The 12329-nt window shown below is 57.1% G+C and carries 12 protein-coding genes; 7 read left to right on the forward strand and 5 right to left on the reverse strand.

Translation table 11 applies throughout. The features are described 5' to 3' along the window. The first annotated feature begins 355 nt into the window (after positions 1-355). The 4 genes from ABE485_RS07240 to ABE485_RS07255 all read left to right on the forward strand — a co-directional run bounded on the left by ABE485_RS07240 (position 356) and on the right by ABE485_RS07255 (position 4389). Positions 356-1192, forward strand: coding sequence for a DUF4019 domain-containing protein (locus ABE485_RS07240; RefSeq protein ID WP_346514567.1), 837 nt, complete (start codon positions 356-358; stop codon positions 1190-1192). A 95-nt stretch (positions 1193-1287) separates the two neighbouring features. Next, a complete protein-coding gene (locus ABE485_RS07245; protein ID WP_346514569.1) occupies positions 1288-1869 on the forward strand; it encodes a papain-like cysteine protease family protein in 582 nt (193 codons plus the stop codon). A gap of 136 nt (positions 1870-2005) precedes the next feature. After that, positions 2006-2656, forward strand: coding sequence for a hypothetical protein (locus ABE485_RS07250; protein ID WP_346514570.1), 651 nt, complete (start codon positions 2006-2008; stop codon positions 2654-2656). After that, the gene (locus tag ABE485_RS07255; RefSeq protein WP_346514572.1) at positions 2656-4389 is read left to right on the forward strand and encodes a hypothetical protein; all 1734 of its coding nucleotides are present in this window, start codon (positions 2656-2658) and stop codon (positions 4387-4389) included. Before ABE485_RS07250 ends, ABE485_RS07255 begins: the two co-directional genes overlap by 1 nt. A 124-nt stretch (positions 4390-4513) precedes the next feature. On the opposite strand, the gene ABE485_RS07260 is transcribed toward ABE485_RS07255, so the two are convergent. Continuing rightward, entirely contained in the window at positions 4514-5482 is a 969-nt protein-coding gene (locus ABE485_RS07260; protein WP_346514574.1) for a Bug family tripartite tricarboxylate transporter substrate binding protein, read from the reverse strand. 244 nt (positions 5483-5726) lie between these two features. Between ABE485_RS07260 and ABE485_RS07265 the strand changes: the two genes are divergently transcribed. Both ABE485_RS07265 and ABE485_RS07270 read left to right on the forward strand, forming a co-directional pair. Next, entirely contained in the window at positions 5727-6713 is a 987-nt protein-coding gene (locus ABE485_RS07265; RefSeq protein ID WP_346514576.1) for a Bug family tripartite tricarboxylate transporter substrate binding protein, read from the forward strand. A gap of 60 nt (positions 6714-6773) precedes the next feature. Next, complete coding sequence (locus ABE485_RS07270) at positions 6774-7508, forward strand: SDR family NAD(P)-dependent oxidoreductase (RefSeq protein WP_346514577.1); 735 nt, start codon at positions 6774-6776, stop codon at positions 7506-7508. A gap of 58 nt (positions 7509-7566) precedes the next feature. Here the strand turns inward: ABE485_RS07270 and ABE485_RS07275 are convergent, their stop codons facing one another. Beyond that, the gene (locus tag ABE485_RS07275; protein ID WP_346514579.1) at positions 7567-8472 is read right to left on the reverse strand and encodes a LysR family transcriptional regulator; all 906 of its coding nucleotides are present in this window, start codon (positions 8470-8472) and stop codon (positions 7567-7569) included. Positions 8473-8657: 185 nt separating this feature from the next. On the opposite strand from ABE485_RS07275, the gene ABE485_RS07280 reads away from it, so the two are divergent. Beyond that, positions 8658-9407, forward strand: a complete 750-nt coding sequence (locus tag ABE485_RS07280) for an SDR family NAD(P)-dependent oxidoreductase (protein ID WP_346514580.1) — start codon at positions 8658-8660, stop codon at positions 9405-9407. Between the two features lie 253 nt (positions 9408-9660). Here ABE485_RS07280 and ABE485_RS07285 read toward each other — a convergent pair whose 3' ends face one another. From ABE485_RS07285 to ABE485_RS07295, 3 genes are all read right to left on the reverse strand, one after another. Continuing rightward, positions 9661-9975 carry a hypothetical protein gene (locus ABE485_RS07285; RefSeq protein WP_346514581.1) on the reverse strand — a complete coding sequence of 105 codons (315 nt, stop codon included), beginning with the start codon at positions 9973-9975 and terminating at the stop codon, positions 9661-9663. A gap of 386 nt (positions 9976-10361) precedes the next feature. Next, positions 10362-11543 carry a hypothetical protein gene (locus tag ABE485_RS07290; protein ID WP_346514583.1) on the reverse strand — a complete coding sequence of 394 codons (1182 nt, stop codon included), beginning with the start codon at positions 11541-11543 and terminating at the stop codon, positions 10362-10364. A 54-nt stretch (positions 11544-11597) separates the two neighbouring features. Then, positions 11598-12173: a hypothetical protein gene (locus tag ABE485_RS07295; RefSeq protein ID WP_346514585.1), complete on the reverse strand. Its 576-nt coding sequence runs from the start codon at positions 12171-12173 to the stop codon at positions 11598-11600. Positions 12174-12329 lie beyond the last annotated feature (156 nt).

Here is a 12329-nt window from a genome sequence, read left to right on the forward strand (position 1 = left end):
GCTGAGAAATTGTAGTCTGAAACTTTATCTCTTGAGGCATCTAACGCCCCAGACAGGGGATTTTGCCTCCTCACCTTCGTGGTACACCTTCATCAACCATCCTCGACGAGTGTGCATTTGCTGCCGGCTCGTTGCACTTCCATGCTTGAGGACGGAAGCCACCGACTACTTACGCAATTTATTGCGCGTCGCCAGAAATACTCAATTTTAAGTATTCCATCTCCACCCCCCCCTCCATAGAATTCTTTACAAAGCGACACCGCGAAAGACCAATTTTTGCACACCACAAGCCCATCAAAAAGTTGACTACAACTGAACTCTTCCCAATAAAAATGGGGTTGTATTTCACCATTTTATGTCGCAAAAATACAAAAAAATGGAAAACAATAGCTCCGAAGTTTCCGAAAGGGAAAAATGGGAAACTGAGAAGAGTTTTCGGCAACGGGAGATGCTACTTCGCGAAGTCCAAATTGAAATTTCTAGGCGAGAAAGTATGCAATCCCAATGGAAAAATCCATTGGTCCTCGCAATACTCGCCGCGTCAATAGCCGCAGCTGGCAATGCCGTTGTGGCGGTTGTCAATGGGAATCTTCAACGAGATTTGGAAGAGCTAAAGTCCGAGCAAACACGCATACTGGAAGTTATAAAAGTGGGAGGCAACCCGGACAAAGCTGCTGAGAATCTCGACTTCTTGCTGAAATCCGGGCTGATTCGGAACCCAGTCCAAGTCAGCTCCCTTGGCAAATTCCTCTCTCAACGAGTGCCAGGAACCGGCCCTTCTCTTCCAAGCGCCGGAGTAACAAATACATCAAGCACTGAAACAGCGAACAAAAATGCTGCCGAGAAAAGTGCAACGATCATAATATCTATGCTTGAAAAAGCACAATATTCAGATTTGTGGGACTTCAACACCAGTGATTGGTTCAAAAAGCTAACGACTAAGGACGCATTCATAGCCAACATGACATTGAGTCGGGCGAGATTAGGTCGTCTAATTGAAAGCAAGGTCGTAAGTAACGACTTCTCAAATTTCGATCCGAGCAGCGGCTACACGGGCCCTATTTACGCCATCACATTTGTAAATGCGTACGCCGGCAGCAGAATCTTCGAGCGCATTGTTGTGATCCAAGAAAAGGATGGCAATTTTCGTCTCAGCGGGATATGGACTGACCAAGCAGACAAGAGACGTTAGTTAGATTTAGGTATCTGGGCATGAGGAACTAATCGCGTGAGAACTTGCCGCACGGCCGCAGGTTCGAAAGAGACCTCCACACAGGGAAAGCGGCTATGTTTACTTTCTTTAAAAGCACCCCCTTACTAGCCCTCTCGATTTATCTGCTGGCTGGCCCGAGCAATGCACAGCAATACAATCCCCCCAGTTTCGATTACAGCAGATATCCACCGATTCACCATGCCGTGCCATTTCACCAGCAGCAAACTATGGTTTGGTGCTGGGTTGCCGCTGCGAAAATGGTGGCAGAGTATTATGGACGCCGGCCCGTCCCAGATCAGTGTTCAATGCTCCAAATGCAATATGGTGCACCTTGCTGCCAAAATCCACAGTTGTGTTCCCGCCCGGGGCACATAACCGAAGTGCAAGCTTTAATTGGCAGATTTGGCGGACGGTTTTCGACTATTTCTCCGCCGGCCAACGGTTTCGCGCTATATGACATATTAAAACATGGCCCCATAGTGATGCATACTAGACAAGGCGCCGGGCATTTCGTGATTGCGACCGGGATGAGAGTGGTTCCATCCTCCATCGGGCCGCTTGGACGGGTGTCGATCAACGACCCTTTTTTTGGCCAATACGAGGTTGATTTTCCGAGCCTAATGCAAGCATGGACCGCTGCATTGGTTGTCTATTGAAGCGGTCACCAAATCAGTGAGCCGTACAGTGCATTACCTGCTTCTTGCACCGATTTCCAACACATAAAATTGTGCACTTATTGATTCACCGATCTACCAACAGTAAGCTCATAATGGATCGCGGGAAACCAATGCCGTGATGTTCCTTTCCTTGTATTTTCCTGCGACTATTTCGCCACCGAGGAAGACTGCCGTGGATGAGGATGAAGCAAGAGATTTAGTCTCGACTGCAATCATTTCTGGGCTTCGCCCCCTTGACCTGAAGTTGCCCAAAGCACAAATCGAGGATCTCGCTGCGGAGTTGCTCCCCCTTTGGATGGAGCAACCTTCGGCAGCACCTGGGCCTGGCACCCTCGGGGCCCTCCTCCCGTGCAGATATGTCATACGAAATCAAGATATCAACGTCGTAGAGACTTGCTATTCTGTGTTGATGGCTGCGGCAAACGCTGGCTTTTTTTTCCTGCACGCCGGTGGTTCCGTCAGAGAGCTATTAGTGCCAGTCACGGGCATCATCGGGGCGGCGCTTAAGCTTGTATACAGCTTACGACTAGCAGCTCGGCTAGATCCACGCGATTACGCTGTCATTGCATTGCTGTCGAAGGCTCGGACTGATGGTATGCCGATCGCAGCGCTTCTTGAAGCTCTTCGCCCTTCCTATCCCGATCTATCCCAGCAGGAGCTCGAAAGCAGCTTAAAGGCAATGACCGCCTGCGTGACGGTGTCTGGAACAAAGACCTCGCTTGTATGGAAGGATGAGGCCGGCATCTGGCGCACGGATGGAGTTTGATGATGTTCTACCGGAGACAACTTGCCGCACCACGGTCGGCTCTGCGGCTGGCAATCGACCCAATTTCGAACGCCGTCGCCATCAGCGCGGCGAATCCGGCTTATCCGCCCAAACAGCCAAATACTACGCTCCAAACGCCCGACATGTGGGCCGCTGCTCTTGCCGAAGGCGTACTTGCTGATGACTTGTTGTGGCCAATTGTCCATGAACTTACGCATCACGCGAGCCTAAACACTCCCGTTGGGGTCAGTCTATCGGCGCTCGCTGTCTCGCATACCAGTTTATTGGGTGTTCAGAGTGAGAAAAGTGGCGTCTCCTGGATCGCCAAAGATGCCGTTCGGCACGCTCTCACGGAGCGTTTGCTGCGACCAATATTGGAGGGCCTAGCACTCTTTGCCGAATTCGATGCGATTTCGCGAGATGCTCCGATAGCCACTTGGAGCATGCAGACCGCCGCTATACTTTTCAGCAAGAAAGAGATGTATGCCGCCATGACGCGGGGGGAAGACTGCCTTGGTCCAATTACTCGCAAACTCGAATCATTGCGCGTGAGTGCGCCAATAGTGCGGAGAAAAAAGGAATTGCTTTATCGCAGCCTGGCTGACGATGAAGGCTATTTGCTTGGGTACTTGCTAATCAAGATGATGTGGAACGATCTCGTCGCACGTTCTCGCATGTTTAGCCACTCTGATATTTTCCTCGCGTTTCTCAACGACTATTTCTTTGACGATTTTCGGCTCGCGGAGCTGCTGGTTCCCATGTCTCCACCAGAGCACGACGACGATTTGGATATGCTACCTATTTATCTACACAATCGCCTCGTCCTGCTGTCCGGGAACTGCACTTCCTACATCCAAGAATTCTTGCTCTGGATGGAGGATCCTAGAAAACCACGACCAAACTATCAGGGGCACAGCGCGGCCATTGAAGATCGACTGAAACTGTGTTGGACAGCCAGGACGCTTCGACAGCTTCATTGGCACACTCCAGATTTCATAGCGAGTCGCAATATCCCGAGAATCCTTGTCGCGCCGGCCAAAGTGACGATTGCGACCGGCGGACGTTTCGAAGCGCGGTTTGACGACGGGAGTCCTCCGCTGACAGGCCCCGCATTGGATGCTGCGAGGCCCATCAACAGAGGAGAGACGCTGGGCGATGGCTCGGTCGAGGCCCTACTTCTCTTGCCTGACGAGACCCGTGGGGTGGCTGGCTTGATTCTGTGCGTATTCTTGGACAAGGACTTGGTGGCGACTTTCAATCCAGTGACTGGAACGTTCAACGAACCTGATATGGCACAGGCATGCGACAAGATGGCCTCGTTCCTCGCGCTGGAGTCCTTCTGCAAGATGGTGGAGAGCGAACGCATACTGGCCGACGGAAGCGAAACGCAACGTCTAGTCGATGAACTCCGTGGGTGTAAGGGCCTCCGCAAGATGTTGGATTTGTGGCTTCCGTTTGCATTAATTCCCGAGCTCACACAACCCGATCGACCTCGGTCCCTGGACCTATTCGTATCAGCCGGCCTGAAGCGCACCTTATGTCTTGCGGACTCGCAGATGCGCCTATTGAGCGCGGCATCCCTCACCCCCATGAACTCTCAGGCACAGTTAGATTCGCCGATCACTGCGCAAGATGCTCAGGACATTGCTGCGATCAACTCAACTAGCCGGGAACTCCTGGGGTTCTCGCTACTTAACATTAAGGATCAGACCCTGCTGCCTAGCCGTATTTAGCGACCGAGAGCGGGGCGTCCAAGGAAAACTAAACGGTTGATCCAAGCGCGAAGGAATCGACTTCTCAAAGTTCAAGCCCATGCAAGACGGGTAAGACGCGCCCCGACAACCCCTCTCCAACGCCTTACTGTTCGCTGCTTCGCCCCTTCGCGCTGGCCTCAAACTCATCCGCCAACCCCATAAGCTCCCGCTTATAGTCATCCAACGTCCCCGCATACTCCTCCAAATACAAATCCCGCCGCGCCTTATCCATCGCCTCCGACGCAACCGCCTGCTTCACAAACTCCGCCAGCTTCGTCCTGACCGGTTCCGGCGTACCACTGCGCACCGCGACGCTATAGCTGCTGTGAAACACCATATCCGGCACGCCAAGCTCGGCAAACGTCTTGACGCCAGGCAAATGACTGACGCTCCCCGCCCGCCCGCTATAGGCCAGCACCTTGACGTGCGGATTGTCCTTGACGCTTTGCGTGGTGCCGATCGTGGTGAAGTAACCGTCGATCTGCCCGCCAAGAATGGCCGTCAGCCCTTCCGCGCCACCCTTGAACGGAATCGGACGGTATTGCGTGTGCAGCCCTGATGCGAGTCTCGCCGCCAGCGTCGAATACGTGCCCACGCCCAGGTCTGCGACGCCGATGTCCAATTCCCGGTTCAAGCCCTTCAGGTCTTCCAGGCGATTCCAGCCCTGGTCGGCCGGGACGATGAAGGCGTAGCTGCTCTGGCCCAGCGGCGCCAGGATTTCGAAGTCGGAAAACTCATAGCCCGCGCCGGGTGTCGTGATTTTTGCGCTGTAGAAGCCTTCGGCGTGGACCAGCAAGGTGTACCCGTCGGCGGGCCTGCTTTTGACGGCCATGATGCCGATGGCCGAGCCGGCGCCGGGGCGGTTTTCGACGACCACGGGCTGGCCCATGATCGTTCCCAGTTGCTGGGCGAAGGCGCGCGAGATGGCGTCGGTGGCGGCGCCCGGGGGATACGGGACGACAAGGCGGACGGGTTTCGATGGATAATCGGTTTGCGAGGCTGCCCCGAACGAGAACAGGGCGCTGAGGACTGCGCTGCCCAGCAGCAGGCGACGGCGTGTGGCGAAAGGCATGTGTTGCTCTTTTTCAGTTGTCTCCGCCTGAAAGTGTATCGATCGCCCGGCCGCCGATTCCTCGATATTCCGAAGAACTCTTCTGCAAAAAATGAAGCATGCAGGCATCGGCATTGCCCACGGCGATGTCGGCGACTCCTTCGATTCGTGCAGTTCTGATCTGCGGGATCAGCTATAGCCAATCCGTTTGCGCTACCTAGAATTTAGAGCTTTCCAATAACTCAAAAATTCTGGAGACGCTGACATGACCCACCCCCTACCCACGCGACGCGCGATCCTGCTTGGCGGCATGCTGCTGAGCCTGGGCGTCAACGCTTTTGCCGCCCCGGGCAATTGGCCCGAGCGCCCGATCCGGCTGGTGGTTGCCGGATCGTCGGGCGCGGGCGGCGACATTTTTGCGCGGCTGATTGCCGCTCCGCTGGCGAAGGCGCTGAACCAGCCGGTGGTGGTGGAAGCGAAGCCCGGCGCCAACGGCATGATCGCCTGCGAGACGGTGGCCAAGGCCACGGCCGATGGCTACACGCTGCTGTTCGCGCCGTCGTCCGCGATCCTGCTGAATCCCGTGGTGCTCCCTTCCCTGCCCTACGACCCGGAGAAGGACCTGCTGCCCATCGCCCAGGTCGGCGCGGCGGGGATTTTGCTGGTGGCCAACCCGAGCACGGGCTTCAAGAACCTGGCGGATATGGTCGCCTATGCCAAGGCCAATCCCGGCAAGCTGGCATACGGTTCGTGGGGCACAGGCTCATCCGGCAATCTGGCCATGGAAGGCATCAAGGCCCACTATGGCCTGGACATGCCGCACGTACCCTACAAGCAGTTGGTCACCGAAAGCACGGACCTGATCGCCAACAACATCAGCGTCGGCTTCATGGACATCGCCTCGCCCATTCCGCACATGCGCGCCGGCAAGCTGGTGGCGCTGGGCCAGACGGGGTCGCGGCGCTGGCCTGCGTCGATGGACGTGCCCACGCTGGCGGAACAGGGCTACAAGTTCGAGGCCGACGGCTGGTATGGCGTGTTCGCGCCGGCGGGAACGCCGCCCGAGATCATCGACCGGCTGAACGCCGAGATCTACCGCGCGCAGCATTCGCCTGAAGTCCGGGAGAAGATCGAAGGCCAGAACATGATCGTGCCGGCGGACATTTCAGCGAAGGAGTTTGCGGCGTCGATCAAGCGCGATGCCGTCGTCTGGCAGGGCCTGGCGAAAGTGGCTGACCTGAAGAACAAGTAGGGAGAACGCTTGGAAACTTCGTTCAATCTCCCTTTTGCGCCCGACGCCCTGCAGGGCCGCGTGGCGGTGGTGACCGGCGCGGCCGGCGGAATTGGCCTGGCCATATGCCAGCAGCTGCGCTCGATGGGCGCGGCGGTGGTGCGGGTGGACGTCAACGCGGCTGGCGTCGCCGCCGATGCGGATGAGTTGCTGGATGTGCGCTGCGACATCTCCGATCCCGACTCGGTGGCCGCTATGGCCAATCAGGTTCGAGCGCGTTTCGGGCGTTGCGACGTGCTCGTCAACAATGCGGCCGTCAGCGCGGCGCCGGTGGCGCTGGAGGAATTGCCGGTCGACCTGTGGGACCGCATCTTCCGCGTCAACCTGCGCGGCGCGCTGCTATGTGCGCAGGCGGTGTTTCCGCTGATGCGGGATCGGCGGGCGGGCAGCATCGTCAATGTGGCGTCGATCTCGGCCCAGTCGCCCACCCGGGTGGGCGCCTACGGCTCAACCAAGGCTGCCCTGCAGGCGTTAACCCGCCAGATGGCCGTCGAATGGGGGCCGCGCGGCATCCGCGCGAACGCCATCAGCCCGGGGATGATCCGCACGCCCTTGTCGGAAGCGCATTACCGCGACGAATCGGTGCTGCAAAAGCGCGTGGCGCATATTCCCGCAAGGCGCATCGGCCTTCCGGCGGACATTGCGGGCGCGGTGGCGTTTCTGGCCAGCGATGCCTCGCAGTATGTCAACGGGCAGGACATCGTGGTGGACGGCGGGTTTCTCAAGGCGTCGCTGAGCAATCTTTACAGCGTTTGATGACACCCGTGATCGCCGGAGATGACGCCTTCCGCTTGGGACTGTCGCCCTTGTCCTCTCAGCCCTTGAGACGCGCCGGAACGTGCTCCATGAGCCAGTCGATGAACACGCGCAGGCGCTGCGTGACATGGCGATTGTGGGGGTACACGACGTGGAAGGGATACGGCTGCGGCCGCCAGGGTTTCAGGATTTCGACGAGCGCCCCGCTCTTGAGCGCGGCGCCGGCTGCATACGTGAAGGTCTGGACGATGCCCAGCCCAGCCAGCGCGGCGGCCAGATGGGCGTTGCTTTCGTTGACGCCAACGCGATGTTCGACCTTGATCTCGAATTTTTCACCGTCGCGCTCAAAACGAAACGGAAACGCGCGGCCGTTCTGCGGCGACAGGTAGCTGACCAGCTTGTGGCCGTTTTTCAGCTCATCCGGATACGCCGGCGTGCCGAACTGTTTGAGGTAGGCCGGCGCGGCGCAGGTGATCAGATCTGCGGTGCCGATGTGCCGCGCCACCAGGGACGAGTCGTTGAGCGGACCGCCGCGGATCACGCAGTCGACGTTATCGCTGATCAGGTCGACGGCACGGTCGGACACGCCCAGGTCGATCCGGATGTCGGGATAGCGTGCCAGGAAATCCGGCATGGCGGGGATCAGCACATCGCGCGCGGTGGATCCGCCGACATCGATGCGCAGGTGGCCTTTGGGCCTGCCGGGCGCGGCGCTGAACGAGCTGTCGATGTCTTCCAGGTCGCGCACGATGCGCAGGGCTTTTTCGTAGTAATCGCGTCCTTCCGGCGTGACCGTGACGCGCCGCGTCGTGCGCTGCAGCAGGCGCACGCCCAGGTGCGCCTCCAGGTCTTGCACCACCTTGCTGAGCGTGGCGTTGGGCATGTCCAGCGAGTCCGCCGCGCGGGTGAAACTGCCTGCTTCCACCACACGGGCAAAGCCGCGTATGGCCGTCAACTGATCCATGCCGGGTGCTCCTGAAGGCCGCCATTATCCATAAAGCTGGATAGTTATTTCAATTTTACATGGTTTATCCAGAATAAATGCGCCCTTAAAGTTGCTCCATACCCAGTCGACAACGGCATTTCACGAGAAATGAGTCCGGTGAAGGCCCGACTGACAAACCACCCATCAAGGATTTGGAGCACATCATGAATCAGCAACTCAACGGCAAGGTCGCACTCGTTACCGGAGGCACCACGGGCATCGGCCTGGCAAGCGCGCAGGAATTGGCCGCACAAGGCGCGCGCGTCTTCATCACCGGGCGGCGTCAGGCCGAACTCGACGCCGCCGTCGCCAGCATCGGCAGCGCGGCAACCGGCATCCGCGCCGACGCGTCGGTCTTGAGCGACCTTGACGGCGTCTACGCGCAGATCGCCAAGAGCGCCGGCAAGCTCGACATCCTGTTCGCCAATGCCGGCGGCGGCGACATGATGCCGCTGGGCGCGATCACGGAAGAACACTTCGACCGGATTTTCGGCACCAATGTGCGCGGCACGCTGTTCACCGTGCAAAAGGCCCTGCCGCTGCTGGTCGACGGCGCCTCGGTGATCCTGACGGCGTCGACCGTTTCGATCCAGGGGACGGCGAACTTCAGCGTCTACAGCGCCAGCAAAGCGGCGGTGCGCAACTTCGCGCGTTCCTGGGCGCTGGACCTGAAGGAACGCGGCATCCGCGTGAACGTCGTAAGCCCGGGCCCGATCCGCACGCCGGGACTGGGCGGCCTGGTTGCCGACGAGGCCCGCCAGGGACTGTTCGACTACCTGGCCGCGCAGGTGCCCCTGGGCCGCCTGGGCGAGCCGCAAGAGATCGGCAAAGCGGTGGCGTTCCTGGCGTCGGACGCGGCCAGCTTTGTGAACGGGATCGAGTTGTTTGTGGATGGGGGGATGGCGCAGGTCTGAGCTGCGACGGAGTGTGATGCCAGCCGTCAGGCTGCAAATCCGAGGCAGGGATTTGCAGTCCGACGCCTGCATGCGCCATGCCAATAGGTCGGCGCCCCAGGTTCGGACCGATCATGCCCGCCGCGCCCGCATCGGCCAGGGTACGGCACACCGCACAGGCCGGGGTGGTGGCTTTCAGGAAGAGCGCGCGACCGGCTCCCGGGCGACCGGCATCGGCGTCGCCCGCTTCCGCGGCAACGACCGACGTGCACCCCTAGCCGTTCTTTAACAGGAACAGGGCCAATCCAAGAAGATCCGAAACGGCACCATACACAACGGCCAGAATTGCGAGCACGCCACACAAAACAGCTGCATACGGAGCAACAGCATCAAGCAGCCGATGGGGCGTGAAACCAACTTTGGCATACCAGCTAAAGAAGAGACCTGGAAAACCAAATCCGCAGAACGCAAGCATTACGATTGAGAAACCAGTCCACGCCTCCCGCCCGGCAAGCGCCGGGTACATGCCTATTCCGGCAAGGAGCATAAACATGGTGATAAGAAACGTCCCGATTCCCCTGGTAAGCATGGACGCGTATCCGAGGCACGCGTTAAGGTCGCTCACTCTGTCCTTGAACCTGCTGTAAGCGCCGAAAGCACACGCCCATACTGTAAAAAAAACGGCGGAATGTCGGACAAGTTGATCAATTATCCAATCTCCCGGATCCAGTATATGGCGCACGAGAGGATCGGAGGCTGCATGTTCGAGAAACGATTGGAACGCAGCAGAACTAAGAAACGGACCAAATATGCATAATCCGATGAACGAAGCCGTCAGGTATATTGTCCACCGAATAACTCGTCCCACAATCGAGCGAGCCGAGTGGACTGTTTGCAGTAGCAAGTTCATGTATTGCATTCTTGACGGAATCCAACACCCCACGCCAAGTGAGTCAACGTCAGAAAACCCCATGATCAAACATGGACGGTCACAAGATGTTTGTCAGCCGGCCTTTTTGGAAACCTGTTCATATAATATTCAAGTCGCTTTTGCTCGAGCGTTAAATTCATCGTCTGGTTTTTTACCGAAATAGAAATAATGGGCTGTTTTGCTCCCCGTACATGGCTAAACCGTTTCAGTTGTGGAGTGTCGGTGTTTGTCTCACGGTAGAGCGTCAGACGCCAGTGCTTGGCCGATGGCATTTGCACGGCCAGGCGGGGAATATCCCAATTAGGAGGTTCACCTTCATATAAAAGAGGCTTCACCTTGTAGAAATCAAATTCGGTCATATCGACCCGAACCGTCTGGCCGGCAATGAGCCTGCGAGGTTCTCCGGACAGGGAAATGATGAACAGCCAGTCATCCGCATAAAGGTGAAAGAACATCCGCCTCAACTCAACGTGAACGTCTTTACCGTTGGTCTCGAGCGAAGCGAAGACCGTGAGCACCGCATCCTGGGGGTACAAGCCATTTTTATCCACCTCGAACGATTCATAGTAGCCACCCACGCCGTTATTGATCGTCTTTAGCGATTCCCGCGTGTCTTCTTCAAGCAGCAGAGAGGGAATAAGGTTTAGAACTCGAAAGCGCTTTACCTCAGTTGTCTCGCCTACCAGAGCGGGATGATCCAGGTACTGCTCCCCACGCTGGCAAAGCCAGCGAGACAAGTCGCTGGCGCCGCTACCCGCGAACAGAGTCTCGCCAAAATATGGAGCCACGTCGAAGCGTCGGTTTACATCGTAGCGTGTATCCAGACGCCGCGCCTTATGAAACGCGATGAACTCAAATTCGGAATATCCACCCAAATCGGTGACCACACTTGCGGTATGCAAGACACTGAGAGGGTCGGATTCATTCAGGGTGGCGGCCAATCGAGGTGGGAGCTTATATCTTCCAGCTCGTATCAATTCAAAAGAATCGACCAATTTCTTAAGATGAGATACGGTACCGGCAATAAGCATGACAACTTCGCCCCTACCGTGCTTCAGTCGATGAATCTTCCGGACAAGGTTTGTAGGGGATAGCGATAAATCTTTCAGGTTGTACGTGCTTCCGATGCTCGGTAGCTGAACGGGCGCCCCACCTGGTCTATCCATGCTCAGCAGCAGATCTGACGCCGCGATAGAAAGGTCGGGAAAATAGGCGATAACCGTCATATAGCTTTCCGGTAACGTGGGTATCGCTCCCCTCGCATTACGCGCGACTCCTGACTAAGCATCAGCAAGGATATCCGCAGCACATTGCACCCGACCCGACTGGATCAGGTGAAAAAGGCCTCGCTCGATGTCCACTACCCGCAGGCTTGGAAGGTAAAGCCCCTGGATCTGCGCCAACCTTGCGCACCATGCCTCATACGCTGCGGAGTTGCGCGTATTGACAGGAATGGTGTTCCTCAAAGCCCGCACGGCAGCAAGTACGGTAGTTTGTCGCAGCCCATGAATCTTCATGATCTGTTTGTCAAGCGTGGCTGAACCATTTGGGTCCAGGAACATTCGCACCTTGCTGACAAACGAGACACCGGAAAACTGCGGTAGTTTAAGACGCGCAATGGACACAAGACTCGGACATGGGCTGACGGAAAATAATTGCGTCGCCGAGGCGAGCTGGTCTTGGGTAACCGACGAGCGGAAGCGGTCTGCGCGAATGGGGGCCAATCCACCCATTTGGGCAAAGCCCCAGTAGAGGACGTTCGACAAGCCGTCTTTCACCCCCGTCTCGCTGAGTAAATCCTGCCGAATTCGGCTTTCCACCTGCGCCATGGTCAATCCCATGACCGGGCTATTCATCGAAAAGTCATAGTACGCAGGAGGGAAAGCGTAAGCGTCCGCGGCTGCACTTAGGGAAGCTACCTGAGTCGGAGTAAGTGGCATGATCCGCAATCATTTTACGTTGCAATTGTTTCAAATAGTATAAACTGAATACTAAGCTACGGCCATGAAGCG

This window comes from Achromobacter spanius, assembly GCF_039673305.1.
GTDB classification, from domain to species: domain Bacteria; phylum Pseudomonadota; class Gammaproteobacteria; order Burkholderiales; family Burkholderiaceae_B; genus Achromobacter; species Achromobacter spanius_F.

Coding starts and splice junctions, on each gene's coding strand:
- ABE485_RS07265 (WP_346514576.1), top strand. CDS start 5,727: ATGACCCACCCCCTACCCACGCGACGCGCGATCCTGCTTGGCGGCATG.
- ABE485_RS07260 (WP_346514574.1), bottom strand. CDS start 5,482: ATGCCTTTCGCCACACGCCGTCGCCTGCTGCTGGGCAGCGCAGTCCTC.
- ABE485_RS07295 (WP_346514585.1), bottom strand. CDS start 12,173: ATGAATAGCCCGGTCATGGGATTGACCATGGCGCAGGTGGAAAGCCGA.
- ABE485_RS07285 (WP_346514581.1), bottom strand. CDS start 9,975: ATGCTTACCAGGGGAATCGGGACGTTTCTTATCACCATGTTTATGCTC.
- ABE485_RS07275 (WP_346514579.1), bottom strand. CDS start 8,472: ATGGATCAGTTGACGGCCATACGCGGCTTTGCCCGTGTGGTGGAAGCA.
- ABE485_RS07240 (WP_346514567.1), top strand. CDS start 356: ATGTCGCAAAAATACAAAAAAATGGAAAACAATAGCTCCGAAGTTTCC.
- ABE485_RS07255 (WP_346514572.1), top strand. CDS start 2,656: ATGATGTTCTACCGGAGACAACTTGCCGCACCACGGTCGGCTCTGCGG.
- ABE485_RS07245 (WP_346514569.1), top strand. CDS start 1,288: ATGTTTACTTTCTTTAAAAGCACCCCCTTACTAGCCCTCTCGATTTAT.
- ABE485_RS07290 (WP_346514583.1), bottom strand. CDS start 11,543: ATGACGGTTATCGCCTATTTTCCCGACCTTTCTATCGCGGCGTCAGAT.
- ABE485_RS07280 (WP_346514580.1), top strand. CDS start 8,658: ATGAATCAGCAACTCAACGGCAAGGTCGCACTCGTTACCGGAGGCACC.